The following is a 24,750-nucleotide window of genomic DNA, read 5'->3' as shown; positions in this document are numbered from 1 at the left end:
TGTCACGGACACGGGTCGCCACCCTAGCCAAGGTGGTCAATAGCACTCCCCTCGGGGGGGTCTGGACCGTGCGGTCCGGCCGCCTCCGCTTGATTCAGGGCGCCCTGCGACGCCCCCTTCCGGTCGTCATGTCCATGGGCAGTCCCATGCCCTGCTCCCCGTTCATGCCGCGGGCGCCACCTTCTGCATCGCGTTGATGACGCGGTCCATGGCGTCGCCGCCGCGGCGGTCGGTCAGGTTGGCCAGCAGCTTGAGCGTGAAGCGCATCAGCGTCGGATGCGGCAGGCCGTGCGCGGTCAGGAACTTCATCACCCGCGGATCGCCGATCGCCTGGACGAAGACGCGGGCGAGGGTGAAGTAGCCGCCGTGCTCGTCCTTGAGGATGCGCGGGTACTCGTACAGGGTCCGCTCGCGCTGCGCCGGGGTGCGGCGGGCCAGCGCCTGCACCATGATCTCGGCGGCCAGCCGGCCGGACTCCAGCGCGTAGTCGATGCCCTCGCCGTTGAACGGGTTGATCATGCCGCCGGCGTCGCCGACCAGCAGCATCCCCCGGGTGTAGTGCGGCTGGCGGTTGAAGCCCATCGGGAGCGCGGCGCCGCGGATCGGGCTGGTGGCGTGGTCCTCGTCGAACCGCCACTCCTCCGGCATGTTCGCGCACCAGCCCTTGAGCATGCCGCGGTAGTCGACGCTCTGGAACGCCGCGCTGGTGTTGAGCAGGCCGAGCCCGACGTTGGACGTGCCGTCGCCGACCGGGAACACCCAGCCGTAGCCGGGGAGGAGGCGCTGGCCGTCCCACAGTTCCAGCCATGCCTCCATGAACTCGTCGTCATGGCGGGGCGTCTGGAAGTAGCGGCGGACGGCGACGCCCATCGGGCGGTCCTCGCGCCGGCGCAGGCCCATGGCCAGCGACAGCCGGGTGGAGTTGCCGTCGGCGGCCACCACCAGCGGGGCGTGGAACTCCACCTTCTCGCCCTCGTACTTGGCCTGGACGCCGATGATGCGGTCGGTGCGCTCGTCGAGGATGGGGGCGGTGACGTTGCAGCCCTGCAGCAGCCGGGCGCCGGCCTTGGCGGCGTGCTCAGCGAGCAGCTGGTCGAGGTCGGTGCGGGTGCGGACGAGGCCGTAGTCGGGGAAGCTCGCCAGCTCGGGCCAGGGCAGCTCGACCTTGACGCCGCCGCCGTAGATGCGCAGCCCCTTGTTGCGGGCCCAGCCGGGCGCGTTGATGTCGACGCCCATGGCGATCAGCGCCCGGACGGCGCGCGGAGTCAGCCCGTCACCGCAGATCTTGTCGCGCGGGAACGTGGCCTTCTCCAGCAGCAGCACGTCCAGGCCCGACTGGGCCAGCCAGTAGGAGGTGGCGGCCCCGGCGGGTCCGGCCCCGACGACGATCACGTCTGCCTGCCGGGTGGAGTCGGTCACGGCGGTCCTCTTCAGCTCGTTCGCTTGTGAAGTACTTCACAAGGATCCGGGGGGAGTCTATTCCTTTCGGACGGTCAATGGGTACCTCTCGACCGCCTCGGTTTTGGACCGGTCCGAAATTGGGTCTGACTTCGGACCGATACACGGGTCAGCCCGGGTTGACAGCGTGGTGCAGCGCGACGACACCGAAGGTGAGATCGCGCCAGCGCACCTCGCGCCAGCCCGCGGCCTGGATCCGCCGCGCCAGCTCCGCCTGGTCCGGCCAGGCGAGGGTCGACTCGGCGAGGTAGGTGTATGAGTCGGGATTGCTGCTGACCCGGGCCAGCGTGGGCAGCCCAACCCGCAGGTGCGCACGATGACCGAAACGCAGCAGCGTGTTCGAGGGGTGACTGACCTCACAGACCAGCAGCCGTCCGCCCGGCCTGGCCACCCGGCGCAGCTCGCGCAGCGCCGCCTCGGTGTCGGCCACGTTCCGCAGCCCGAAGGAGATGGTCACCGCGTCGAACGCGCCGTCGGCGAAGGGCAGCCGCAGCGCGTCGCCGGCCACGAAGCGCAGCCGCCGCACATCCCGCTGCCGCGCCACCCCGACCCGCAGCATCCCCAGCGAGAAGTCGCAGGCCACGGTGTGCGCGCCCGCGTCGGCGAAGGGCACCGACGAGGTTCCGGTCCCGGCGGCCAGATCCAGGATCCGCTCGCCCGGACGGGCGCCCACCGCCCTGACCACCTCCCGCCGCCAGCGCCGGTCCTGCCCGCCGGTCATCAGGCTGTTGAGCAGGTCGTAGCGCTCGGCCGTGCGGTCGAACATCGCCGCGACGTCGGCCGGCTGCTTGTCAAGAGAGGCGCGGGTCATGCCCCCAGCCTAAGAGCCCGCGAAGAGCGCCACGCCCAGGGGCCGTCTTCAGCGGACGGTCAGGCGTCCTCCTTGGTGCGCGCCCGGTCGAACTTGCGGCGCCGCTCCCGTACACCGGAGACCACCGCGGTGGACATGGCGTCGCGCTGCCCGGACAGCAGGACGAAGCTGACGATGCCGCTGATCAGCACGGCCAGCGCAAGCAGCAGCAGGCCGCGGGCCCCGAACAGGGCCAGCACGAGGCCCGTGGCCAGGAAGATCCCGAACCGGGCCAGGGTGTAGAACACAACGGAACGCATGACGGTTCGAGACTACCCGGCCCTCTCCGGAGCCCCGCGCCGGGGCGGGTCTCCGACTCCGGCCGTCGTCAGGCGATGACGTCGGCCAGCAACTCGGGCTCCACATTGCCGCCCGACAGCACCGATACATAGGTGTGCGCCGCGGGAAGCTCGTCCCTCCTGTAGAGGTAGGCGGCGGTCGCGACGGCGCCGCCCGGCTCGGCGATCAGCCGCGCCTCCCGCGCCAGCCGCCGCATCGCCAGCCGGATCTCCTCCTCGCTCACCGCGACGACGCCGTCCACCAGTGCCCGCATGTGCGCGAACGTCACGTCCCCCACGCGCTGCGCGCGCAACGCGTCCGCGATCGTGCGGCCGGTGTCCGCCGGCGGCCACGCCACCGGGCGTCCCGCCAGCATGGACGCGCGCGCGTCGGCGGCCAGCTCGGGCTCCACCCCGATCACCTTCGCCGCCGGCCGCATCCGCTTCACCGCCGCCGCGACCCCCGAGACCAGCCCGCCCCCGCCGACCGGCACCAGCACCACGTCCACGTCCGGGCGGTCCTGGACGATCTCCAGCCCGACGGTGCCCTGCCCCGCGATGATCCGCCGGTCGTCGAACGGCGGGACCAAGGTGAAACCGTGCGCGGCCGCCAGCTTTCCGGCGGTCGACACCCGCGCCTCCATCGTCGGCTCCACGTAGACGATCTCGGCGCCCAGCGCGACGCACGCCGCCACCTTCACCGCCGGAGTGGTGTGCGGGACGACCAGTACCGCCGGAACTCCGAAGGCGTTCGCCGAGTATGCGACCGCCTGCGCATGATTCCCACTGGAATGTGCGACCACGCCGCGCTCGCGCACCTTCACGGGAAGTGTGGAGATCGTCGCATGGGCGCCGCGCAGCTTGAACGCGCCGATCGGCTGCAGCGATTCCGCCTTCACCAGCAACGCCGGATCCGACCGCGGGAACGGCACCAGCGGGGTGCGCACCGCCATTCCCGCCAGCCGTTCCGCGGCCGCCTCGATCTCCTCCAGCGACACAAGATCCGCCATGTCAGGGAGCCTATCCGGCGGGCCTCTCACCAGGGGCGGGACGGGCCGCACGTGATCGAGGAGACGATTGTGGGCGATGACACGCTAACTTCCCGTCATCGCCGCTGTTCAGCGCGCTACACAGCGTGATGTTTTCCGAAAACAAGGGAGAAATCGGTCTTGACCCGCCACACTAGGAAACAGTCCACCCGCACCGAGAGCGGGACAAAGGGGGAGAGAAAACGTGGAAAGCACCAGCGAGCGCCTGCTGACCCCGGGAGAGGTCGCCGCCCTCTTCCGGGTCGATCCGAAAACGGTTACGCGCTGGGCCGCGGCCGGTCGGATCAGCAGCATCCGCACTCCCGGGGGCCACCGCCGTTTCCGTGAGTCCGAAGTGCACGCGCTGCTCCGCGGAGAAGAGCCGGCCATCAGGTGACATCGTGAGGGGACGCCCCCACATCCCTGTTCGGCGTCACCCACCCCACCAGCGCGCTCGTTCCGGCCACCGACCAGCCCTCGGCAGGGGCTCCGCCCCTGGAAATGCCCGTCCGCCGGCGTGGTGAATTCCCCCGAAACACCATGCGGACGGGAGCCGCCGACGTTCAGTCCTCGCCCTGGTCGGCCTTGTACTCCTCGAACACGCGGAGCAGCTCCTCATCGCCCTCGCGCCATTCGCGCCGCTTGTCCGCCATCTCCTCCTCGGTGATGGACTCGGGCAGCAGGCGTTCGTAGTCGGGATCGCCAGGGCCGATCTCCACATACGCCTGGGCGATGATCTGCCCTTCGTCCGGCTCCCGCCCGGAGTCGGCGAGGACGCTGTGAGGGACCCGGAGCCTGCCGTCGGGAAGCCGGATCACGTACATCGTCGATCACCTTCGGTGCTCATCGTCGGTGCTCGTCGCCGCCCGCATCAGATTCCGTACCTGCGGTTGAAGAAGAGCATGACGTCCAACGCCATTCGGATGTTGCCGGCGAGCATATCGACCAGCGCGGGCCGCTGCCGGGCGGAGATCGCGGCGAACGCGTCGGCGAAGAACTCGCGGCGGCCCAGCGCGTCGGGCTGCCGGTGGAACTCGCTGGACAGATACGGCCGGCACTGCTCGTAGAGTTCACGGAACGCCTCGCCGTCGGAGCGCCAGCCGCCGTCCGCCCCGTCGATGTCGTCGAGCGCGTGCCCGACCTCGTGCATCATCACGTCCGGTGTCGGCGACGGCCGGTCCCCGACGACGATCTTGCCGTCGCCGTACGCGCCCGCGCAGATGTCCCAGGTGGCCTGCCCGGACGGCAGCGGCTTGTCGTGCAGATGGCCCATGTCGTCGAGCTGCGGGACGCCGCCCGGCCCGACGTAGATGCCCTCCAGGCCGCCCGCCAGCTTCACCTTCAGCTGGTCGGGCAGCGCGGCCAGGCTGTCGACCGCTCGCACCACTTCCGGCGGCGGCGGCCCGCGCCGCTCGTCCCACTGCCGGTAGAGAACACTCTCCAGGACGCCACAGTGGTTGAGTCCGTCGGCGACGCGCGGGGCGCCGGGCGGGCGCGGTCGGGCGCGCGGCGGCGGATCGTCGAGCTCGAAGTCGCTCCACGAGTAGACGCGGGGACCCCCGTCCGGACCCGCCGGAGAACGGCCCGGCCGCTCCGCCCGCGGCCTGGGCACGGCGTCCGCGAGCGTTTCCGTCAGGCCCGCCGCCGCGTCGGACGCCGAACGGGGGGCCATGGCGTCCCCTCCCCAGGCGGCCTGCGCCTCGCGTCCCAGCACGTCCTGCGCCTCGCGGGCCCGGGCGCCCGGCGACTCGCCCGGCACCCTGCGGAACCGGCCGGACCGGTCGCGCGGCGGCTTGCGACGCAGCCGCGGCAGGAGCCGGCGCGGCTCCGGGCGCCGTTCCACGCGCGCTCCCGCCTCGGACGGCGACGGGGCGTACACGGCGTCCCTCGTCTCCCGGTGCCTGCGGTGGATGCCTTTGAAGCGCATCGGGCTCCTCTGTCAGCGGGCCCCCCGGTTACACCTAGCGTCAGGGCCCCCGGGCAGCGTAAGCCGAATCCCGACCCCTCGTCATCCCTTACGGTCAGCGCCACTCCCGGTCACGGTCTACGCTCGTGCCATGGCGTATGTGCTGCTCTCGCTGATCCTGATCGGAGTGTGGCTGTTCGGACTCTTCGACGTGCTCAGCACCGACGAGTCCGACGTGCGGTACCTGCCCAAGTTCGGCTGGCTCCTGATCGTGCTGCTCGGCCTGCTGCCGGGCGCCGTGCTGTGGCTGCTGCTCGGCCGGGCGCGCCGGCCGCACGGCCCGTCCGCCGGCCCGCTGCCCGGAACGGCGACCGCCCGGCCGCCCGCCGAGGCCCCGAAGGGCCCCGAGGACGACCCGGCGTTCCTGCGCGACCTGGAGCGCCGGCTGCGCGAGGAGGACTGATCCCGCAGGCCCCGCGCCCGTGCCGCCTGGAGCGGAGCGCCGGCGGCGTCGCCTCAGGCGTAGGAGTGCAGGCCGGAGAACATGTAGTTCACGCCGAAGAAGTTGAACAGCAGCGCGGCGAAGGCGATCAGCGCCAGGATCGCGGCCTTGCGGCCCTTCCAGCCGGCGGTGGCGCGGGCGTGCAGGTACGCGGCGTAGATGACCCAGGTGATGAACGACCAGATCTCCTTGGGGTCCCAGCCCCAGTAGCGGCCCCACGCCTCGTCCGCCCAGATCGCGCCCATGATGATCGCGGCCGTCCAGATCGGGAAGGCGAACATGGTGACCCGCACCGACAGCCGGTCCAGCGCGTCGGAGCCGGGCAGCCGGTCGAGGAAACCGCCGCCCGCGCCCTCCTTCACCGCGCTCCGCGCTTCCTGCCGGGCCTTGAGCAGGTAGAGGATCGTGGACGTGCCGCCGACCGTGAACGCGCCGGTCGCGATGATCGCGGCCGAGACGTGGATGGCGATCCAGTACGAGTTGAGCGCCGGGACGACCGGGCCGACCGAGTCGTACAGCCAGATGTTGGCCACGCCCAGCCCCACGACCGCGGCGAGGCTGACGAACGCGCCCAGGAAGCGGGCCTGGAAGCGCCACAGCACGATCAGGAACGCGGTCACCGCGGCGAACGCGATGGCGGTGAGGAACTCGTACATGTTGCCCCACGGCCAGCGCTCGCCGGCCAGGCCGCGGGTCACGATCACGCCGAGGTGCGCGCCCCAGCCGAGCACGTTGAGCAGGACCGCCAGCCGGGCCCAGTCGATCGCGCGGCGCTCGCCCCCGCCGGTCTCCTCGGCGGCCTCGGCCTTCTCGGCGGACGGTTCGGCGGCCTCGGCGCCCGCCGCGCCTACCAGGACCTTCTCCTCGGCCTTCTCCTCGGCCTTCTCCTCGGCCCCGGCGGCGGCGCGGCGGCGTCCGAAGCCCAGGTCGGCGGCGTAGGAGACCATGGCGACGATGTACAGCACCACGGTCGTCAGCATGAGCTTGTCGCTCAGATTCGCGAGGTCGGCACTGCCCACCCTCGTCACTCCTTAGTGTCGGTCGCCGACGCCGGATCCGAGTCGGCCTCGGGCTCTTGCGGGCCGCGCAGCGCGGCCACGATGTCCTCGAACTCCGGGGTCGGGTGGCCGAGCGTGAGCCCGCCGACCTCGACCACGGTACGCCCGTCCGTCCCGGCCCTCGCACGGACCCACACCCTGCGGCGCCGCACCATGAACGAGGCGACCACCCCGATGATCGCGAGCACGGCCGCGATCAGGGCGGGCATCCGTCCCGGGTCATGGTTGACCGACAGGCTCGCCCACTCGCGCATCCCGTCGAAGGTGACCGATCCGGCGTTGCCGGGCAGCTTGAAGGTCTCCCCCGGCTCCAGCAGCTTCTGCCCGCCCTTGATCGGCTGCAGCGTCTTGCCGATGCCGTCCAGCTTGTAGACCGACTGGGGAGTGCCGGAGTCCAGGCCGATGTCGCCCTTGAACGAGGAGATCGTCAGCACCGGCCGCAACGCACCCGGGAAGGCCGAGACGATCTGCTTCTGGTCCTCGGAGGCGACGGCGGTGGGCCACAGGATGGCGTAGAACGCCAGCTGCTCGGGCTCGGCGTCGGGCGCCTTGACGACGCCCTCGGAGGTGTAGTTGCGCGTCTCCATCGGCAGGAACGGCACCGAGTCCTGGAAGGCGACGTCGCCCTTGGCGTCGCGGACCGTGAACGCCGGCGCGTACCCGTGGTTGATCAGGTAGATCTTGGCGCCGGCCACGTCCAGCGGATGGTTGACGCGCAGGTTGTACGGCTTCTCCGGCGACGCGGGAGCCTCGCGGAAGCGGAGCTTGGCCTGGTAGTCGGTGGCCTGGCCGCGCTTGGGGCCCTTGGTCTCGTACGTCGCGGTGAATTCGTCCAGCGTCAGCGAGAACGGCGGGAGCCGGTCGGAGTCGAACTGCGAGCCGGGCTCGAACTGGTCGTAGTGGGCCAGGGCGTTGGCGAACGACTTGCCCTCGGTGACGACGACGTTGCCGCGGTAGCCGAACACGTTGCCCACGCCGAGCGCGAACAGCAGCCCCAGCAGGGCCAGATGGAAGACCAGGTTGCCGGTCTCGCCCAGGTATCCCTTCTCCGCGGCGATCGAGCCGTCGCCGTCGTCCACGCGGAAGCGGCGCTTGCGCAGCACCTTGCGGGCCTCGGCGAGGACCTCGGCAGCGTCGGCGTCGGTCTCGTAGGTCGCCGACTGCGGCAGCCGCCGCAGGTTGCGGGGCGCCGCCGGGGGACGCGCCCGCATCGCCCTGTAGTGCTGGGACGCGCGCGGGATGACGCAACCCGCCAGCGACACGAACAGCAGGATGTAGATGGCCGCGAACCAGGGTGCCGCGAACACGTCGAACAGCGACAGCCGTTCGAACCATGGCGCCAGGGTGGTGTGCTTGTCGAAGTACTCGGTGACCTTCTCGGGGGCCTGCCCGCGCTGCGGCAGGATCGAGCCTGGGACGGCGCCCAGCGCCACCAGGAACAGCAGGATCAGCGCGGTGCGCATCGTGGTGAGCTGCCGCCAGCCCCAGCGCGCCCAGCCGATCGGGCCGAGCCCCTTGGGCCGCGGCGCCTCCTGGGGCGGCCGCCGCGCGGCGGGCCCCTCGGTCGCCGCCGTGTCCGCTTCGGCCGCCGCCACGTCCTCCTCCGCCGGGTCGGTCCCGGCTCCGGCCGGCTCCGTCGTCTTCGCCATGTCTCAAATCACCGTCTCGAAGCCGCTGATCCACGACTTCAGCTGGATGGTCAGATCGCTCCACAGCCCGGTCACCAGCAGCATCCCGATGGCGACGAGCATCCCCCCGCCGATCCGCATGACCAGCCCGTAGTGCCGCTTGACGGCGCCGAAGGCGCCCAGCGCCCGCCGGTAGGCCAGCGCCGTCAGCACGAACGGCAGGCCGAGGCCCGCGCAGTACGCCAGCGACAATAGTGCGCCGCGCCCGGCGCTCGCCTCGGTGAACGACAGCGCCTGCACCGCCGCCAGCGTCGGGCCGATGCACGGCGTCCAGCCGAGGCCGAACAGCACGCCCAGCAGCGGCGCCCCGGCCATCCCGGCGGCGGGCAGCCGCCCGGACTTCAGGGTGCGCTGCAACCCCGGGACGAACCCCATGAACGCCAGCCCGAACACGATGGTGGCCGCGCCCAGCACCCGGGTGATCGGATCCTGGTACTCCAGCAGCCACCGGCCGAGCCCGCCGAAGGCGACCCCGGCCGTGACGAACACCAGCGTGAACCCGGCGATGAACAGCGCCGCCCCGGCCAGCAGCCGGCCGCGCCGCCGCTCCTCCAGATCGGCGCCGGACATGCCGGTCACGTACGACAGGTAGCCGGGGACCAGCGGCAGCACGCACGGCGACACGAACGACACCAGCCCGGCCAGCATCGCCAGCGGCGCCGCCAGCAGCATCGACCCGGTCGCCACCGTCTCGGCGGGGTTCATCGTTCCGCGCGGAGCTTGGTGACCAGCGGGTTCAGCTTGGAGTAGGTGGTGGCGCCGATGATGCGGGCGGCGACCCGGCCCTGGCGGTCCAGGATCAGGGTGGTCGGGATCGCGTTCGGCGGCACCTCCCGGAACGCCAGCGTGATCCGGCCGTCGGCGTCGAACAGGCTCGGGTAGCCGACCTTGAACTTGCGCTCGAACGCCTGGGCGTTGGCCTTGCCGTCCTTGAACGCCACCCCGACGAACTCCACGCCCTTGCCCTTGTGCTCGGCGTGCACCTGCTCCAGCGAGGGCGCCTCGCCGCGGCAGGGCGCGCACCAGGACGCCCAGAAGTTCACGACGGTGACCTTGCCCTTGAAGTCGGCCACCGCGAGCTTCTCGTCGTCGAGGGTGGTCCCCGCGGCCTGGGGCGGCGCCTTGCGGTCGGCGGGCTTGATCTCCTGGATCGCGCCGCTGCCCGCGATGAAGCGGTTGTCGCTGCCGCCCGGCCCGTTCTGCGCGGCGTCCGTGCCCGCGCAGCCGGCCAGCAGCGCGCAGGCCGCGGCGGCACCGGCGACGGCGCGTACGGCGGACACTCGGGGGCTCAACCGGACCCTCCTACTACAAGACGTAGTACTCAATGTAGCGGCGGTGTCAGGCGCCCGCGACACTGGGGCCCTTGGCGATGCCCGAGGCGGGCTCGCAGTAGGACACCTCGACCAGCCGGCTGCCCTCGAACGCCAGGCTGGTCACGCTGGCCAGCCCGCACTCCCGCTTGATCGGGTGGTGCCAGAGCCTGCGGTGCTCGGCGTACAGCCGCAGGGTCCAGATCGGCAGCTGGTGGCTGACGCAGACCGCCTCGTGGCCGCGCGCCGCCTCGCGGGCGCGGATCACCGCCGCCCGCATCCGCTTGACGATCTCCTTGTACGGCTCGCCCCAGGACGGCCGGAACGGGTTGAGCAGGTAGCGCCAGTGCTCGGGACGGCGCAGCGAGCCCTTGCCCACGCCGAAGGTCATGCCCTCGAAGTGGTTGTCGGCCTCCAGCAGCCCGTCATCGACCGTCACCGGCAGGTCGAACGCCTCGGACATGGGCGCGGCCGTCTCCACGGCACGCTGCATCGGTGAGGAGAACAGCGCGGCGACGTCCCGCTCGCTGAACCATCGCGCGGCCGCCTTGGCCATGAGGACGCCGTCCTCGCTCAGACGGTAGCCGGGCAGCCGTCCGTACAGGATGCCCTCTGGGTTGTGCACCTCACCGTGGCGCAGCAGGTGAACGATCGTCTTGTCAGTCATCGCGTCGCCAGGTTACCCGCGCCCTCCCCCGCCACCGGCCACCGGCCACCGGCCACGTCTCACGCGCGGGCGGCCCCCTGGCAGACCTAGAAGATCTCTTTGATGACGGCGTTGTCTCCGGCGGCGGCACGGGCGTAGAAGTCGCGGACGGTGTCGAAGGCCCTTGCGAGGGCGCCGTGTTCCACCATGTCCTCCGCCTGGCCGTCCAACTGTCGTCCCCAGCCCTCGAACGAGTAGGGCTGGACTTCTTTCAGGAACGCATGCCGCTCACGGATCAGGGCGTCGCGGTCCAGGTCGCGCAGGAAGCCGTCCACGGCGCGCACTTGGTCGGGTCGCAGGAGGCGCGGGACGCGGAGAAGGGATCCTTCGCCGGTTTCGTTCATGGTGAGGCCGCCCATCACCGCGTCGCGGGCGGGCGGCTCTCCGGAGAGGTTCTCGTAGTCCTCGTTCGGGTGGCCGGTCAGCAGGACGTCCAAGGCGTCCCAAGCCCGGTGCGTTTCCACCTCTTCGAGTTTGCGCAGGGAACCGGACGGGTCGTACCCGTGGCCGGTGGGGAGGTCGTCCCAGACGTCCCACAGCCGTTTGAGGCCCGCGCCCAGACCGTGCGGATGGTCGAGCAAAGCCGCGACCTCGGCACTGTCGTACCTGGTCAGCCACATCCAGTACCCCATGGCCCTGGCGCTACCGGGCCAGGGCGGGGGCGAGGGGAATGAGGTCGGCGGGGACGGCCGCGCGGAGCGCCTCGGTCGCGGCGCGGATGGCGGGGCGGCGGGCCGCCTCCTCCCGCCACACCGCGTAGACGCGGCGGCTGAGCGGCGAGCGCATCCGGACGACGTGCACCTCCGGCGGCACGTCGCAGCGGCCCATCCGGGGCAGGATCACGTTGCCGAGCCCGGCGGCGACCAGGGCCAGCTGGGTGGCGAACTCGTAGGCCATGTGGTCGATCCGCGGCTCGGCGTCGACGGAGCGCAGGGTGCGCAGCAGCCAGTCGCAGCAGATGCTGTCGGGCGAGGAGCTGATCCACGGGTCGCCGGCCAGCTCCTTGAGGTCGATCTCGTCCCGGCCGGCCAGCGGATGCCCCGGTGGCAGCGCGACATCGGCGACGTCGTCGCAGATCAGGCCCTTGCAGAGGGCGTCGGGCATCGGCAGCGGCTCGTTGTTCCAGTCCTGGACGACGGCCATGTCGAGATCGCCCCGGGCGACCAGCGGCATGCTCTGCAGCGGATCCTCCTCGCGCAGCAGCACGCGCAGCCCGGGGTGGTCGGTGCGCAGCCGGGCCAGCGCGGCGGGCAGCAGCCCGCGGACGGCGGTGGGGAAGGCGGCGAGGGTCAGCCGTCCGACCACGGCGCCGCGGTGCGCCTCCAGGTCGGACTGCGCCCGCTCGACCAGCGACAGGATTCGCCCGGCGTGCTCGACCAGCAGCACGGCCGCGTCGGTGAGCCGCACGCCGCGGCCGTTGCGTTCCAGGAGCTTCTGCCCGGTCTCCCGCTCCAGCTTGGCCAGCTGCTGGGAGACGGCCGAGGTGGTCACGTGGAGGACGTCGGCTGCGGCGCTTACCGACCCGTGGGTCGCGACGGCGTGCAGCGCACGCAGCCGTTCCAGATCCAGCATGAAGCAATGCTAAACCTTGAAGACAGCCGAGGCTACACTGCCCTAAATCCGGCTGGTCGAGCGGCGAAACCGGCGGGCGACCGCGTGGAACGACTCCTTCGGCTCCCAGTGCCACTCGGAGTCGGGGTCGGAGGGCCTCTCGCGGATCGGCTTCACCAGGCCGTATCCGGCCATGTCGAGGTCGAGGCGGGGCTCGGCGCGATGCGGCAGCTCGGGGTTGACGAAGTTGTAGACCATCGCCGCGTACAGGCCCATCGAGTCGAAGACGTCGAGCACCTGGCCGAGGTACTCGGCCTGGGTGCGTTCGCTGCGGGCCAGGTTCCCCCTGATCTCGGGCTCCGGCTTGCTGTAGTCGATGACGTTCCAGCCCATGCCGCCCGCCTGCGGGGCGCCCTCGTACGCGCACGTGCCGCATTCGGAGATCGCCACCGGCTTGCCCCAGCGCTGGTAGGCCCGGAGCTCCCGGACGTAGTCCTCCCGGCGCGGGTGGTAGGCGTAGTAGTTGACGCTGACGACGTCGAACAAGCCCCAGTCGACCTCGTCGTCGGCCGCGGCACCGTACGTCAGCGGGCCGCGGAACACCGACCTGCCGACCGCCGCGGCCCGCGGGATGACCTCGCCGTCGCCGCGCCCCCGACGACCGCCGCCGCCCCGGCCAGAAACCGCTTACGGCTGATCCCCTCGTCCCGCACAGCGCCCCCTCAGGTCTCCTCCAACGCGGTCCCAGCCTGAGGCGCGAGGGCCCCCTCGATCATCGGCCGTTCGGTCCGGCTCACATGACCAAAGGCGCCCTGTGACGCGACTTAGGTCTACGCACCGCTCTCTCGTTGTAGGAGACCTAAAGGTCAAGGTCGAGGAAATCTCGATTGTCCTTAAGGGCCGTCGTGAGGACGATCGAGGGCATGACGTTCTGCGGGCTGCATGTTCCGGTCGTGACGCCGTTCACCGCGTCCGGGCGCGTGGACGTCCGGTCGCTGGAGCGGCTGGCGCGACGCTGTCTGGACGCGGGCGCCGCGGGGCTGGTCGCGCTCGCCACGACGGGCGAGGGCGGGCTGCTGGACCAGGGCGAGCGGTGCCAGGTCCTGGAGGTGTGCCGGGCGGTCACGATCGAGTACGGGGCGCTGCTGACCGTGGGCGCCGGGACGATGGGCACCGAGGAGTCGATCGCGCAGGCGCGCGAGCGTGCCGCGTTGGCCGATGCGCTGCTGGTGGTCGTCCCGTACTACCTGCGCCCGTCCGACGAGGGCGTCATCGACCACTTCGCCGCGGTGAGCGCCGCGGTGGACGTGCCCGTCCTCGCCTACGACATCCCCTACCGGACGGGTAAGCGGCTAACGGCGGAGGCGGCGCTGCGGCTACTGGCCCTGGACGGGGTCGCCGGGCTGAAGTACTGCCCAGGTGCGATCGACCACGACACGCTCGTGCTGCTGTCCACGCGCACGGGCAAGGGGGTCCTGTGCGGCGACGACGCGTTCGTGTATCCGATGCTGCAAATGGGTGCCACGGGCGGCATCACCGCCTCGGCCTGCCTCGCGCCAGAGGCGTACGCGGCCATGGCCGAGGCGGTCCGTACCGGCAACACGGCGCGGGCACAGGCGCTCCACAACGCACTCCTGCCGATGGTGGACGCACTCTTCAGCGAGCCCTCACCGGCCGTGCTGAAGGCCGCTTTGGCAGAACTGGGCCTGATCGACGACCCGTTCGTACGGGCGCCTTTGCACGCGCCCAGGGCCGAGCCCGTCGCCCGCGCCATCTCGGCCGCCCGCTCGATCGGCTGCACCTGCGTCTAGGCGGACTTCAGGACGCCTGGGCCGCGGCACGGGCGGCGTACGGGAGCGCGTTGGTGATGCGTTCCAGGGCCCTGTCGTCGTGCGCCGCCGACAGGAACCACACCTCGTACGCCGACGGGGGCAGGTAGACCCCGCGCTCCAGGGCCGCGTGGAAGAACGCGGCGTAGGTCTTGCCGTTCTGGCGCTGCGCCGCGGCGAAGTCGCCGACCGCCTCGTCGGTGAAGAAGATCGAGAACAGGTTGCCGGCGGTCTGCAGCCGGTGCGGCACGCCCTCCTTCTCCAGCGCCTCGGACGCGGCGGCGGACACCAGCGCGGCGGACCGGTCGATCGCCTCGTACACCTCGGGCGTCGCGTTCCGCAGCGTGGCCAGGCCGGCGGCGGTGGCCAGCGGGTTCCCCGACAGCGTGCCGGCCTGGTAGACCGGGCCGGCCGGGGCCAGCCGGTCCATGATCTCGGCCCGGCCGCCGAACGCCGCGGCCGGCAGCCCGCCGCCCATCACCTTGCCGAAGGTCGTCAGGTCGCCCGCCACGCCCTCCACGCCGTACCAGCCGGAGGCGGAGGCGCGGAACCCGGTGAGCACCTCGTCGATCACCAGCAGCGCGCCGCTGCGCTCGCACAGCGACTTCAGCAGCCGGTTGAAGTCGGGCAGCGGCGGGACGACGCCCATGTTGCACGGGACCGCCTCGGTGATGACGCAGGCGATCTCGTGGCCGTGCTCGCCGAACGCCTCCTCGACCGCGCCGACGTCGTTGTATGGGAGCACGATGGTGTCGGCCGTCGTCGCGCCGGTCACGCCGGGGGTGTCGGGCAGCGCGAGGGTGGCCACGCCGGAGCCGGCGGCGGCGAGCAGGGAGTCCACGTGGCCGTGGTAGCAGCCGGCGAACTTCACGATCTTGGACCGTCCGGTGAAGCCGCGGGCCAGCCGGATCGCCGACATGGTCGCCTCGGTGCCGGAGTTGACCAGCCGCACCTTCTCCACCGGGGCGCGGGCGGTGATCTCCTCGGCCAGTTCGACCTCGCCGGGCGTCGGCGCGCCGTAGGAGGTGCCGAAGGCTGCCGCGTCCTGGACGGCCTCGACCACGGCGGGATGGGCGTGCCCGAGGATCATCGGCCCCCAGGAACAGATCATGTCCACGTACTCGTTGCCGTCGGCGTCGGTAAGGTACGGGCCGTGTCCCGCGGTGATGAACGGCGGGGTCCCGCCGACCGCGCGGAAGGCCCGTACCGGAGAGTTCACTCCGCCCGGTACGACCCGATTCGCCCTGTTGAACAGTTGTTGGGACACTTGGAGTTCGGTCACCGGCCCAGTCTGACAGTTGCAGTTCGGCATCTGCTCTTGACCTCGGCGCTTAGCGGCCGATATTCCACCAAGTACACAAAAAACCACGGCGCCACCAGGGGCGCCGACGCGCACCGGCGCCGGCCGTATCGGAGGGATGGCTCGCAACGTGGTTGACGGCTGGACGGTCCCGGGCTTCACCCACGTCCAGGAGCTGGGTGGCGGCATCTGCGGCCGGGTGATGCTCGCCCTCGACGACCTCACCCAGACCAAGGTCGCGATCAAGTATCTCGATCGGCGGCTGGACGCCGACGAGGCGTTCCTGTCGCGGTTCCGCGGCGTGGCGCGCAGCCTGTCGCAGCTTGAGGACCCCAACGTGGTCGACTTCTACGAGTTCGTGGAGTCGCCCCAAGGCACCGCGATCGTGATGGAGCGCGTCGACGGCTTCGGCCTGCGGCGCATGATCGCCACCCAGGGCCCGACCGGGCCCCTGGCCGCGCTGGCGGTGTTCAGCGGCACGCTGCTGGGCCTGGCCGCGGCCCATGCCAAGGACGTGGTGCACGGCACGCTGCGGCCGGCGGAGATCCTGATCGACGACGACGGCAACTGCCGGCTGACCGACTTCGGGATGGCCCGCGCCGGCACCGAGGCGCAGACCAATCCCGGGTACGCGGCACCCGAGCTGTGGGGCGGCGACCCCGCCGGGGTGCCCGCCGACCTGTACGCCGCCACCGCGATCTTCTTCGAGTGCCTGACCGGGCATCCGCCCTTCGGCGGGCGCAACCAGTCGGCGATCTCGAAGGCGCACCGCGAGGGGGCGATCCCGGAGGACGCCGTCCCCGGGCCGCTGCGCGGGCTGATCACGCAGGGCCTGGCCAAGGACCCGGCCCAGCGGCCCGCCTCGGCCGCCGACTTCCTCGGCGCCGTGGAGGACGCCGCGGTCGACGCCTACGGGCCCGCCTGGCTGGCGCAGGGCCGCAGCCGGCTGACCGAGCTGGCCGCCGCGACCTCGCGGCAGCCCGAGCCGGCGCCGGCCAAGCAGCCGAAGGCGCCCAAGGTCCCCAAGCCGCCCAAGCCCCCGAAGGCGCACAAGGCGGCTCACGCGGCGCCCGCAGCACCCGCGGCGCCCGCGCCGCCCGCGGCAGCGGCGGCTCCGCAGGCGGCCGCGGCCACCGAGGGAGCGCCCGAGACGCCCGCGCCTCCGGCCCCGGCACCGGCACCGGCACCGGCTCCGGCCGCGCCCGCGAAGGGCGGCCGCCGCGGCCGGTCCCTGGTGATCGCCGCGGCCCTCGCCGTCCTGGTGATCGCCGGCAGCACGGTCGGGGCCGCGGTACTGCTCGGCGGCAAGGACGACCCCCCGGTCGACCCGGCCGGCAGCGGCTCGCCGCAGCCCGCGGCAGCGCCGCCGAGCCCGGCCGACCCGGCCGCCGCCTCGCTGGCCACCAGGATCGAGCAGGCGACCACGCAGGCGCCGGGCGCGTCGTTCACCTACCGGCGTATCGGCTGCTGCGGCGCCGCCACCTCCGCCAAGGGGACGTTCGGCCTGGTGCCCAACGGCTCGCCCTCGTACACGATGTCGGTCGCCGGCAGCGGCGGGACGCGCCGCTCCACACGGGCCGTCCTGGTCGGGGACGTGGCATACGTGATGGCGGGGAAGGCCTGGCGTTCGGCCCCGGCCGACGGCCAGGCCCCCGGCTACGCGTCCCTCGTCGCGCAGGCCCGCTGGGGCAGCTCGGTCACCAACGTCACCTCGCTGCTCCAGGCGAGCACGTCGTTCAAGAAGGAGGGGCAGGTCTACCAGGGCAGTGCCCCGCTGGACCGGCTGAGCCAGCTCCAGACGGTCGGGGCGCTGTACGGCCAGCTCGCCCAGGCGACAGGGGCGCAGAACGTCGCGTTCGCGCTCCGGCTGGACCGCGCGGGACGCCCGGCCCACCTCTGGTTCCGCGCACAGGGGGCCGACAAGGCGCGCGCGCAGGTCGTCCAGGCCACCTACTCGGGATGGGGCCGCAAGTCGGCCATCGCCGCCCCCAGCACTCCGCGCTGACCTCGCTCACGCCTCCTCTGGGCCCGTCCAAGGGCTCAGAGGGGGCGGGCACGGCTACCTGGCGGCCTCACAGCTGTCGGAGAGGACTTCCAGAAGCCGCAACGGGTCGGGCAGTGGCCCGCCCTCCGGTGGACGGATCCAGGCCACCTCACGGCCGTACGGAAGCACCGAGGGTGGCGCGACGACATAACTGTCACGGCAGTGCCAGCGCATCCCCGGTGTCTCGGCGACCGTCTCGGGCGAGGTGTCGAGATGGCACGACCACCACTCGTCCTCGTCGACAGGCGCGCCCCGGGTCGCCACGAAGAACAGGTACCGCTCGCCGCCCACCGAAGCGACCGGCCCGATCGGCAGCCCGTCCGCCTCGATCCGGGCCAGCGCCGGCTCGCCCGCGGCGGCGGGGACGTCGAAGACATCGAAGACGCGGCCGGTCGGCAGGATGATGTTGGCGTCCGGCCGCTTCCCCCACCAGCGGGCCAGCACGTCCGGATCGACGCTGGCCTCCAGCGCCCACGCGCCCGACACCGGATGCGCGCCGGGATCGGGACAGCCCAGCCGGTCGCACGAGCACGCCCGGTCGCCGCCGGCGGGCGGATGCGCGCCCGGGGTGCAGGGCCAGCCCAGCGCCGCGTACGAACGGGCCGCGGACGCCATCCGGTCGCGGGCCGCCCTCTGCCGTTTACCGCCCGAGACCGCCAGCATCTTCGTCCCCCTCCGCGTGCACGCCAGACAGACCAGACCGGAGCCACCGCCGGGACCATGGCCGGGAGCAGTTCCCTTGTAATCGATGATGCACGTGGGCCGGGCGGCGGCACACGGCGCCCCCCGGAAAACGGCTCTAAGTGACTAGCCGCACCTGATCCGCGTCAAACGATCACCGGGACAGGGTGCGGGCGACGTCGGCGGCCCAGTAGGTCAGGACGATGTCGGCGCCCGCCCGGCGGATCGCGGTGAGCGACTCCAGGATCGCCCGCTCCCGGTCCACCCAGCCGTTGGCCGCGGCCGCCTCGATCATCGAGTACTCGCCGCTGACCTGGTACGCCGCCACCGGCACCCGCACGTCGTCGCGCACCCGGCGGATGATGTCGAGGTAGGGCCCCGCGGGCTTGACCATCACCATGTCGGCCCCCTCGTCGAGGTCCATCCGCACCTCGAGCAGCGCCTCCTCGGCGTTGGCGGGGTCCTGCTGGTGCGAGGCGCGGTCGCCGAACTGCGGCGCGCACTCGGCCGCGTCGCGGAACGGGCCGTAGTAGGCCGAGGAGTACTTCGCCGAGTACGCCAGGATCGCGACGTCGTGGTGGCCGGCGCCGTCCAGTGCGGTGCGGATCGCGCCGACCTGGCCGTCCATCATCCCGCTGGGCGCCACCACGGCCGCGCCCGCGGCGGCCTGCGCGACCGCGATCGAGGCGTACCGCTCCAGCGTCGCGTCGTTGTCGATCTCGCCGGTGCCGGTGAGGATGCCGCAGTGCCCGTGGTCGGTGAACTCGTCCATGCACAGATCCGACATGATCACCGTGGCGTCGCCCAGGTCGGACGACAGGTCGCGCAGCGCGGTCTGCACCACCCCGTCCGGATCGTCGCCGGCCGAGCCGACGCCGTCCTTGACCGCGGGCACGCCGAACAGCAGCAGCCCGCCCACGCCCGCCTCGACCGCGTCATGCGCGGCCTTGCGCAGGCTCTCCCGGGTGTGCTGGTGGACGCCCGGCATGGACGGGATCGGATGCGGCTCGCCGATGCCCTCCTTGACGAACATCGGCAGCACCAGGTCGGCCGGGCTCAGCCGGGTCTGCGCGACCATCCGGCGCAGCGCGGGGGTGCGCCGCAGCCTGCGGGGCCGCGCCACGGGAAACCGAGCAGTCATGGTCCTTCTTTCCGGGTCCGCGGACGGTCCGCGGCTCACTTGCGGCGGCGCGCCCCCCGCCTCATCTGGCTGGGCTTGCGCAGCGGATCGCCGGCCTCGACCTGGGCCGCGCGCCGCCTCGCACCGTACTCCGCCAGCGCCTCGGCGAGCGCCGATACCGACGGTTTGTCCGACATCACATCGACGCGGAGCCCGTATTCCTCGGCGGTCTTCGCGGTCTGCGGGCCGATGCAGGCGATCACCGTCACGTTGTGCGGCTTGCCGGCGATCCCGATCAGGTTCTTGACCGTGGAGGAGGAGGTGAACAGCACCGCGTCGAACCCGCCGCCCTTGATCGCCTCGCGGATCGGGGCGGGCGGCGGCGCGGCCCGGACGGTGCGGTAGGCGGTGACGTCCTCGCACTCCCAGCCCAGGTCGGTCAGCCCGGCGATCAGCGTGTCGGTGGCGATGTCGGCGCGCGGCAGCAGCACCCGGTTGATCGGGTCGAGGTCCTCGTCGTAGGGCGGCCAGACCTCCAGCAGGCCCTCGCTGGACTGCTGCCCGGCCGGCACCAGGTCCGGCTGGACGCCGAACTCCACCAGCGCCTTCGCCGTCTGCTCGCCCACCGCGGCGACCTTGAGCCCGGCGAACGCGCGGGCGTCCAGGCCGTAGTCGGAGAACTTCTCCCGGACCGCCCGGACGGCGTTGGTGGAGGTGAACACCACCCACTCGTACCGGCCGGTGACCAGGCCCTTGACGGCACGTTCCATCTGCTGCGGGGTGCGCGGCGGCTCGACCGAGATGGTGGGCACCTCACCGGGCACCGCGCCGTAGCCGCGCAGCTGCTCCGACAGCGAGGCGGCCTGCTCCTTGGTGCGCGGCACCAGCACCCGCCAGCCGAACAGCGGCTTGGTCTCGAACCACGACAGCCGGTCCTGCCAGCCCACCACGTCCCCGACGATGATCATCGCCGGGACCTCCATGCCCTTGGTGTCGGGGGCCAGCCGCTGCAGCGTGGAGACCACGGTCTCCTGCTCCGTGGTGGTGCCCATCGTGATCATCGCGGCCGGGGTGCTGTCGGGACGGCCCACCGACATCAGGCCCTTGGCCACCTCCGCCACGCTGTGCTCGGCGCCCAGGATGACCAGCGTCGCCTCCGGCGCGGAGAAGCGTTCCCAGACGACCGCGCCCGCGGAGGCGTCGATGATCCGGACCTCGCGGTGCTTGGCGTCGGTCAGCGGGATGCCCGCGTACCCCGGCACCCCGGTCACCGTGGACACGCCCGGCACCACCTCGAACGGGATCCCGGCCTTCCGCAGCGCGCCGCCCTCGGCGGCCAGGTTGCAGGCCAGCACCGGGTCGCCCTGGAACAGCCGGACGACGTTCTTGCCCGCCTTGGCGGCCTTGGCGGTGATCTTGGCCGGGTCGCCCGCGGCGGAGTCGAGGATCTCGGCGTCCGGACGGCAGTGGGAGAGGAACTCGTCGTCGCAGAGCGCCCGGTTGACGACGACGACGTCGGCGCGTCCCAGCACCTCGGCGGCGCGCAGCGTCAGCAGCCCGGGGTCGCCCGGCCCCATGCCGACGAGCGCGACCAGCCCGGCACCGGCCGTCGGACGGACGGCGTCCTGGCCCGTCTCGGTGTCGGACTCGGCCTCGATGGACGCGTCAGTGGTCTTCTTCGGATCGGCCTCGGTCGTCTTCGCCTCGGCCGCGTTACGCCGCGCGGTCGTGGCCGCCCGCCGGGCGGTGGTCATCGGAGTCTGCTTCGCGGGGCTCAATCGCGCTCCCCCATCAACTGGTCGGCCCCCCGGGCGAGCAGCTCGGCCGCGAGTTCGCGTCCGATCCGCTCGGCCTGATCGGGGTGGCCGCTTGCGGACAGCCGAATCTGGCGGCTCCCGTCGTGGGCGACGACGGCCGCCGTCAGACGCAGCTCTTGTTCTTCCTCGGCAGCGTATGCTCCCACGGGCGCCGAGCAACCCGCCTCCAGCACCGCCAGCACGGTGCGCTCGGCGACGACGGCCGCCCTGGTCACGGGGTCGTCGACCGTTCCAAGCAGCTCAAGCAGATCCGCCCGGCCGGCCCGGCATTCCAGCGCCAGGCACCCCTGCCCGGGCGCGGGCAGCATCTGATCGGGCTCGAAGATCTCGGCGACGTCGTCCTCCCGCCCGATCCGGCGCAGCCCCGCGTACGCCAGCACCACCGCGTCCAGCTCACCGTCGGTGACCTTGCGCAGCCGGGTGTCGGCGTTGCCGCGGATCGGCACCACCTCCAGGTCGGGACGCAGCGCCCTCAGCTGCGCCACCCGGCGCGGCGAACCGGTGCCCACCCGCGCGCCGCGCCGCAGGTCGGCCAGCTTCGCCGGGCCGCACAGCGCGTCCCGCGGGTCGTCGCGCAGCGGCGTCGCGGCCAGCACGATGCCCTCCGCCGGGCCGGTCGGCAGGTCCTTCAGCGAGTGCACGGCGAAGTCCACCTCGCCGGCCAGCACCCGGTCGCGCAGCGCATTGACGAAAACGCCGGTGCCGCCGATCTGGGCGAGCAGGGCCTTGGAGACATCACCCTCGGTCGTTACCCCGACCAGCTCTACGGCATGCCCCGTACGCTGCGTCAACGCGTCCGCGACCAACCGCGACTGGGTGGTGGCCATCAGGCTCTTGCGAGTCCCCAGCTTCAGCGCGCTCACCGCGCACCCCCCTCACGCTCCGTCGGCGCCCCGTCGCCGACATCCCTTGCTTCGCTGCGGAAGTCGGCGCGCGCGACGGCCTCGGGGGCCTTCGGGTCGAGGTCGAAGAGCTCGCGCAGCGCGTCGGCGTAGGTGTCGCCGCCGGGCGCCGAGGCCAGCTCCTTGACCCGTACGGTCGGCGCGTGCAGCAGCTTGTCCACCACGCGCCGGACAGTCTGCGTGATCTCCTTGCGGGCGCGGTCGTCCAGCTCGGGCAGCCGTCCGGTCAGCCGGGACAGCTCCGCCTCCACGACCTCGGCGGCCTTGCTGCGCAGCGCCACCACGGTCGGCGCCACCGCCGCGGCACGGGCCGCGCCGAGGAACACCGCGACCTCGTCGCGGACGATCCGGCGCACCGCCTCGACCGCCTCCGGCCCGATCGCCTCGGCGGCCTCCTGGGCGGTGCGCAGGTCGTCCAGCCCGGCCAGCTCGACGCCGTCCAGCCGCCGGACGGCCGGGTCGATGTCGTGCGGCAGCGCCAAGTCGAGGAGGAAGCGGCGCCGGCCGTCGGCGCCCGCGCCTCGCGCGGCCAGCCGGTCGGCGGTCAGCACCAGCCCGGTCGCGCCGGTGCACGAGACGATCAGGTCGGCGGCGGCCAGCTCGGCGTCCAGCGCGGACAGCTCGACCGCGCGGGCGGGCGAGGCGGCCGAATCGGCCAGCCGGGCGGCCCGCTCGAAGGTGCGGTTGGCCACCACGATCTCGCGGGCGCCGGCGCGGCCCAGCGTCGCCACCGCCAGCCCGCTCATCGACCCGGCGCCGACCACCAGCGCGCGGACCCGGTCCAGCGGGCCCAGATGCGCGGTCGCGACCTCCAGGCCCACGCTGACCAGCGACGCGCCGGCCTTGTCGATCCCGGTCTCGTGGTGGGCGCGCTTGCCGACCCGCAGCGCCTGCTGCAGGACGTCGTGCAGCTCGCGGCCGAGCGTGCCGTGCTCCTGCGCCAGCCGGAACGCCTGCCGCAGCTGCCCGAGGATCTGCCCCTCGCCGACGACCATCGACTCCAGCCCGCACGCCACCGCGAACGCGTGCTGGACGGCCCGGTCCTCGTAGTGGACGTACAGATGCCGGGAGAGGTCGTCGAGCGGGATTCCCGAGTGCCGCGACAGCAGCTCGGAGATGCCGGAGACACCGCCGTGGAACTTGTCGACCACCGCGTAGACCTCGACGCGGTTGCAGGTGGAGACGATCGCCGTCTCACCGACGTGCGCGCAGTCGTTCACCTCGTGCAGCAGCTTGACCAGGTCGTCCCCGGTGACCGCCGCGCGCTCCAGCATCGCCACCGGGGCGCTCCGATGGCTGAGTCCCACCACCAAGACGCTCATCGCACGCAACACCGTCCGAATGCCCTCATGCCCTGTTCCCTACCGCGTTCCCCGGCTCATGCTTCTACTGCCTCTACGTAATGTGTCGTCCCGGGAGGTTCATCGCCCGCGGCCAGCGGCTCGTAGTCGCCGGGGCCGCCGGCCTTGCGCTGCTCGTGGAACGCGAGGATCTGGAGTTCGATGGACAGGTCGACCTTGCGCACGTCGACCCCCTCGGGTACCGAGAGCACCACGGGCGCGAAGTTGAGGACGCTCGTCACGCCCGAGGCGACCACCCGGTCGCACAGGCCCTGGGCCGCGACCGCGGGGGTGGCGATCACGGCGATGGACACCCCGCGCTCGGCGATGAGGTCCTCCAGCCGGTCGATGTGCTCCACCGCCATTCCGGAGATCGTCTGGCCGACGATGGACTCGTCGGCGTCCAGCAGGCCGGCCACGCGGAAGCCACGGGAGGCGAACCCGCCGTAACCGGCCAAAGCCCGGCCAAGGTTACCCACACCGATGATGGCGACCACCCAGTCCTGGGTGAGACCCAGCTCGCGGGAGATCTGGTAGACGAGGTACTCCACCTCGTACCCCACCCCGCGGGTCCCGTACGAGCCGAGGTGCGACAGGTCCTTGCGCAGTTTGGCGGAGTTGACCCCGGCTGCGGCCGCGAGCTCCTCGGAGGAGACGGTCGCCACGTCGCGCTCCTGGAGGCTGTGCAGGGCGCGCAGGTACACCGGCAGGCGCGCGACCGTGGCTTCGGGAATGCCACGGTCGGCGCGGTCGCGGTTGCGGTTCTGTCGAGATGTCACGGCCTGCTCTTCGGGGGCTCGACGCTGGGACGGGGCCCGAGAACCCCTCGCCCCGGTCCGTCCGCGGCGAGCCTCCCCGTCTCGGGAGGGCCCCCAGGGCTATCCCTCAGATTAAGCCTTTGTGAATAGGTGCACAAAGTCGCCCCCCGCGCAACGGTTCCGGCCCCGTATCGGCACCGACCGCGAAAACCCCGGCGACCAGCGGCTTCACGGCTTTTTCCGGACGGCCCGGGAGCGCGCCGCCGGCCACGGCGGTGTGACCGACGAGACATTCCGCCGTCACCGAATTACGGCCGTGTCACTCCGGGTTCCGCAATTGCGCGATGGCGGAGCGCAGCCGGTCCTCGTCCACCCGCCAGAAGTCGTGCTGCACCCCGTTGATCAGGGTGACCGGGATCTGCTCCCAGTAGCGGCGGGTGTCCTCCTCCGACCGGGTGATGTCGCGCTCCTCCCAGCCGACGCCGAGGTCGGCGGCGACCCGCTCGATCACCGCGCGGGCGTCCTCGCACAGGTGGCAGCCGGGCTTGCCGTACATCGTGATCATGACGTCCGCGGCGCTCACCGGATCGGCCGTTCGGGCCCGGCGGGCGCCTTGCGCGGGCC

26 protein-coding genes are annotated in these 24,750 nt (G+C 72.3%); 4 read left to right on the top strand and 22 right to left on the bottom strand.

Annotated features, from left to right (window positions below; genetic code table 11):
- Positions 1–162 precede the first annotated feature (162 nt).
- The 4 genes from ABD340_RS36300 to ABD340_RS36285 form a co-directional block, all read right to left on the bottom strand.
- The gene (locus ABD340_RS36300; RefSeq protein ID WP_344595291.1) at positions 163–1,419 is read right to left on the bottom strand and encodes a geranylgeranyl reductase family protein; all 1,257 of its coding nucleotides are present in this window, start codon (positions 1,417–1,419) and stop codon (positions 163–165) included.
- 148 nt (positions 1,420–1,567) lie between these two features.
- Positions 1,568–2,269 carry a demethylmenaquinone methyltransferase gene (locus tag ABD340_RS36295; RefSeq protein WP_344595290.1) on the bottom strand — a complete coding sequence of 234 codons (702 nt, stop codon included), beginning with the start codon at positions 2,267–2,269 and terminating at the stop codon, positions 1,568–1,570.
- A gap of 59 nt (positions 2,270–2,328) precedes the next feature.
- On the bottom strand, positions 2,329–2,568 hold the full coding sequence (locus ABD340_RS36290) for a DUF4229 domain-containing protein (protein WP_344595289.1): 240 nt from the start codon (positions 2,566–2,568) through the stop codon (positions 2,329–2,331).
- Positions 2,569–2,636: 68 nt separating this feature from the next.
- Positions 2,637–3,596, bottom strand: coding sequence for a threonine ammonia-lyase (locus ABD340_RS36285; RefSeq protein WP_344595288.1), 960 nt, complete (start codon positions 3,594–3,596; stop codon positions 2,637–2,639).
- A gap of 223 nt (positions 3,597–3,819) precedes the next feature.
- Between ABD340_RS36285 and ABD340_RS36280 the strand changes: the two genes are divergently transcribed.
- Positions 3,820–4,011: a BldC family transcriptional regulator gene (locus ABD340_RS36280; RefSeq protein ID WP_344595286.1), complete on the top strand. Its 192-nt coding sequence runs from the start codon at positions 3,820–3,822 to the stop codon at positions 4,009–4,011.
- A 166-nt stretch (positions 4,012–4,177) separates the two neighbouring features.
- Here ABD340_RS36280 and ABD340_RS36275 read toward each other — a convergent pair whose 3' ends face one another.
- Together ABD340_RS36275 and ABD340_RS36270 are read right to left on the bottom strand one after the other, a co-directional pair.
- Complete coding sequence (locus tag ABD340_RS36275) at positions 4,178–4,438, bottom strand: hypothetical protein (RefSeq protein ID WP_344595284.1); 261 nt, start codon at positions 4,436–4,438, stop codon at positions 4,178–4,180.
- 47 nt (positions 4,439–4,485) lie between these two features.
- Positions 4,486–5,541, bottom strand: a complete 1,056-nt coding sequence (locus tag ABD340_RS36270; RefSeq protein ID WP_344595283.1) for a hypothetical protein — start codon at positions 5,539–5,541, stop codon at positions 4,486–4,488.
- Between the two features lie 130 nt (positions 5,542–5,671).
- On the opposite strand from ABD340_RS36270, the gene ABD340_RS36265 reads away from it, so the two are divergent.
- The gene (locus ABD340_RS36265) at positions 5,672–5,983 is read left to right on the top strand and encodes a PLDc N-terminal domain-containing protein (protein WP_344595282.1); all 312 of its coding nucleotides are present in this window, start codon (positions 5,672–5,674) and stop codon (positions 5,981–5,983) included.
- A 53-nt stretch (positions 5,984–6,036) separates the two neighbouring features.
- On the opposite strand, the gene ccsB is transcribed toward ABD340_RS36265, so the two are convergent.
- The 8 genes from ccsB to ABD340_RS36225 form a co-directional block, all read right to left on the bottom strand.
- Complete coding sequence (gene ccsB, locus ABD340_RS36260) at positions 6,037–7,041, bottom strand: c-type cytochrome biogenesis protein CcsB (protein ID WP_344595280.1); 1,005 nt, start codon at positions 7,039–7,041, stop codon at positions 6,037–6,039.
- 5 nt (positions 7,042–7,046) lie between these two features.
- The gene (gene resB, locus ABD340_RS36255) at positions 7,047–8,729 is read right to left on the bottom strand and encodes a cytochrome c biogenesis protein ResB (protein WP_344595279.1); all 1,683 of its coding nucleotides are present in this window, start codon (positions 8,727–8,729) and stop codon (positions 7,047–7,049) included.
- 3 nt (positions 8,730–8,732) lie between these two features.
- Positions 8,733–9,473 carry a cytochrome c biogenesis CcdA family protein gene (locus tag ABD340_RS36250; protein ID WP_344595277.1) on the bottom strand — a complete coding sequence of 247 codons (741 nt, stop codon included), beginning with the start codon at positions 9,471–9,473 and terminating at the stop codon, positions 8,733–8,735.
- Positions 9,470–10,060: a TlpA family protein disulfide reductase gene (locus ABD340_RS36245; RefSeq protein ID WP_344595276.1), complete on the bottom strand. Its 591-nt coding sequence runs from the start codon at positions 10,058–10,060 to the stop codon at positions 9,470–9,472. Before ABD340_RS36245 ends, ABD340_RS36250 begins: the two co-directional genes overlap by 4 nt.
- 46 nt (positions 10,061–10,106) lie before the next feature.
- The gene (locus ABD340_RS36240; protein ID WP_344595274.1) at positions 10,107–10,745 is read right to left on the bottom strand and encodes a histidine phosphatase family protein; all 639 of its coding nucleotides are present in this window, start codon (positions 10,743–10,745) and stop codon (positions 10,107–10,109) included.
- Between the two features lie 86 nt (positions 10,746–10,831).
- Positions 10,832–11,416, bottom strand: a complete 585-nt coding sequence (locus tag ABD340_RS36235) for a DUF1877 family protein (RefSeq protein WP_344595272.1) — start codon at positions 11,414–11,416, stop codon at positions 10,832–10,834.
- A 10-nt stretch (positions 11,417–11,426) separates the two neighbouring features.
- Positions 11,427–12,356, bottom strand: a complete 930-nt coding sequence (locus ABD340_RS36230) for a LysR family transcriptional regulator (protein ID WP_344595270.1) — start codon at positions 12,354–12,356, stop codon at positions 11,427–11,429.
- Between the two features lie 42 nt (positions 12,357–12,398).
- Positions 12,399–12,938: a glycoside hydrolase family 113 protein gene (locus ABD340_RS36225; RefSeq protein ID WP_344595269.1), complete on the bottom strand. Its 540-nt coding sequence runs from the start codon at positions 12,936–12,938 to the stop codon at positions 12,399–12,401.
- A 302-nt stretch (positions 12,939–13,240) separates the two neighbouring features.
- Here ABD340_RS36225 and ABD340_RS36220 point away from each other — a divergent pair, with 302 nt between their 5' ends.
- Positions 13,241–14,146 carry a dihydrodipicolinate synthase family protein gene (locus ABD340_RS36220; protein WP_344595267.1) on the top strand — a complete coding sequence of 302 codons (906 nt, stop codon included), beginning with the start codon at positions 13,241–13,243 and terminating at the stop codon, positions 14,144–14,146.
- Positions 14,147–14,153: 7 nt separating this feature from the next.
- On the opposite strand, the gene hemL is transcribed toward ABD340_RS36220, so the two are convergent.
- Positions 14,154–15,476 (bottom strand): glutamate-1-semialdehyde 2,1-aminomutase, encoded by a 1,323-nt coding sequence (gene hemL / locus ABD340_RS36215; RefSeq protein ID WP_344595266.1) that lies wholly within the window; start codon positions 15,474–15,476, stop codon positions 14,154–14,156.
- Between the two features lie 106 nt (positions 15,477–15,582).
- On the opposite strand from hemL, the gene ABD340_RS36210 reads away from it, so the two are divergent.
- Positions 15,583–17,469, top strand: a complete 1,887-nt coding sequence (locus ABD340_RS36210; RefSeq protein ID WP_344595265.1) for a serine/threonine-protein kinase — start codon at positions 15,583–15,585, stop codon at positions 17,467–17,469.
- A gap of 54 nt (positions 17,470–17,523) precedes the next feature.
- On the opposite strand, the gene ABD340_RS36205 is transcribed toward ABD340_RS36210, so the two are convergent.
- The 7 genes from ABD340_RS36205 to ABD340_RS36175 form a co-directional block, all read right to left on the bottom strand.
- On the bottom strand, positions 17,524–18,171 hold the full coding sequence (locus ABD340_RS36205; protein ID WP_344595263.1) for a bifunctional DNA primase/polymerase: 648 nt from the start codon (positions 18,169–18,171) through the stop codon (positions 17,524–17,526).
- 172 nt (positions 18,172–18,343) lie between these two features.
- Positions 18,344–19,330 (bottom strand): porphobilinogen synthase, encoded by a 987-nt coding sequence (hemB, locus tag ABD340_RS36200; protein WP_344595261.1) that lies wholly within the window; start codon positions 19,328–19,330, stop codon positions 18,344–18,346.
- A 35-nt stretch (positions 19,331–19,365) separates the two neighbouring features.
- The gene (locus ABD340_RS36195; RefSeq protein ID WP_344595259.1) at positions 19,366–21,063 is read right to left on the bottom strand and encodes a bifunctional uroporphyrinogen-III C-methyltransferase/uroporphyrinogen-III synthase; all 1,698 of its coding nucleotides are present in this window, start codon (positions 21,061–21,063) and stop codon (positions 19,366–19,368) included.
- 20 nt (positions 21,064–21,083) lie between these two features.
- The gene (gene hemC, locus ABD340_RS36190) at positions 21,084–21,953 is read right to left on the bottom strand and encodes a hydroxymethylbilane synthase (RefSeq protein ID WP_425547507.1); all 870 of its coding nucleotides are present in this window, start codon (positions 21,951–21,953) and stop codon (positions 21,084–21,086) included.
- A 32-nt stretch (positions 21,954–21,985) separates the two neighbouring features.
- Positions 21,986–23,350: a glutamyl-tRNA reductase gene (locus ABD340_RS36185; protein ID WP_344595256.1), complete on the bottom strand. Its 1,365-nt coding sequence runs from the start codon at positions 23,348–23,350 to the stop codon at positions 21,986–21,988.
- 56 nt (positions 23,351–23,406) lie between these two features.
- Entirely contained in the window at positions 23,407–24,147 is a 741-nt protein-coding gene (locus tag ABD340_RS36180) for a redox-sensing transcriptional repressor Rex (protein ID WP_344595255.1), read from the bottom strand.
- A gap of 298 nt (positions 24,148–24,445) precedes the next feature.
- The coding region (locus tag ABD340_RS36175; protein WP_425547506.1) for a glutaredoxin family protein at positions 24,446–24,750 on the bottom strand (305 nt) is incomplete at its 5' end.

The sequence above is a fragment of the Actinomadura vinacea genome, assembly GCF_039532545.1.
GTDB classification, from domain to species: Bacteria; Actinomycetota; Actinomycetes; order Streptosporangiales; family Streptosporangiaceae; genus Spirillospora; species Spirillospora vinacea.
This window is presented reverse-complemented; position numbering and strand designations above follow the sequence as displayed.

Coding starts and splice junctions, on each gene's coding strand:
- ABD340_RS36295 (WP_344595290.1), bottom strand. CDS start 2,269: ATGACCCGCGCCTCTCTTGACAAGCAGCCGGCCGACGTCGCGGCGATG.
- ABD340_RS36290 (WP_344595289.1), bottom strand. CDS start 2,568: ATGCGTTCCGTTGTGTTCTACACCCTGGCCCGGTTCGGGATCTTCCTG.
- ABD340_RS36285 (WP_344595288.1), bottom strand. CDS start 3,596: ATGGCGGATCTTGTGTCGCTGGAGGAGATCGAGGCGGCCGCGGAACGG.
- ABD340_RS36275 (WP_344595284.1), bottom strand. CDS start 4,438: ATGTACGTGATCCGGCTTCCCGACGGCAGGCTCCGGGTCCCTCACAGC.
- ABD340_RS36270 (WP_344595283.1), bottom strand. CDS start 5,541: ATGCGCTTCAAAGGCATCCACCGCAGGCACCGGGAGACGAGGGACGCC.
- ABD340_RS36265 (WP_344595282.1), top strand. CDS start 5,672: ATGGCGTATGTGCTGCTCTCGCTGATCCTGATCGGAGTGTGGCTGTTC.
- resB (WP_344595279.1), bottom strand. CDS start 8,729: ATGGCGAAGACGACGGAGCCGGCCGGAGCCGGGACCGACCCGGCGGAG.
- ABD340_RS36250 (WP_344595277.1), bottom strand. CDS start 9,473: ATGAACCCCGCCGAGACGGTGGCGACCGGGTCGATGCTGCTGGCGGCG.
- ABD340_RS36240 (WP_344595274.1), bottom strand. CDS start 10,745: ATGACTGACAAGACGATCGTTCACCTGCTGCGCCACGGTGAGGTGCAC.
- ABD340_RS36235 (WP_344595272.1), bottom strand. CDS start 11,416: ATGGGGTACTGGATGTGGCTGACCAGGTACGACAGTGCCGAGGTCGCG.
- ABD340_RS36230 (WP_344595270.1), bottom strand. CDS start 12,356: ATGCTGGATCTGGAACGGCTGCGTGCGCTGCACGCCGTCGCGACCCAC.
- hemL (WP_344595266.1), bottom strand. CDS start 15,476: ATGCCGAACTGCAACTGTCAGACTGGGCCGGTGACCGAACTCCAAGTG.
- ABD340_RS36210 (WP_344595265.1), top strand. CDS start 15,583: ATGGCTCGCAACGTGGTTGACGGCTGGACGGTCCCGGGCTTCACCCAC.
- ABD340_RS36205 (WP_344595263.1), bottom strand. CDS start 18,171: ATGCTGGCGGTCTCGGGCGGTAAACGGCAGAGGGCGGCCCGCGACCGG.
- hemB (WP_344595261.1), bottom strand. CDS start 19,330: ATGACTGCTCGGTTTCCCGTGGCGCGGCCCCGCAGGCTGCGGCGCACC.
- ABD340_RS36195 (WP_344595259.1), bottom strand. CDS start 21,063: ATGACCACCGCCCGGCGGGCGGCCACGACCGCGCGGCGTAACGCGGCC.
- hemC (WP_425547507.1), bottom strand. CDS start 21,953: ATGGCCACCACCCAGTCGCGGTTGGTCGCGGACGCGTTGACGCAGCGT.
- ABD340_RS36185 (WP_344595256.1), bottom strand. CDS start 23,350: ATGAGCGTCTTGGTGGTGGGACTCAGCCATCGGAGCGCCCCGGTGGCG.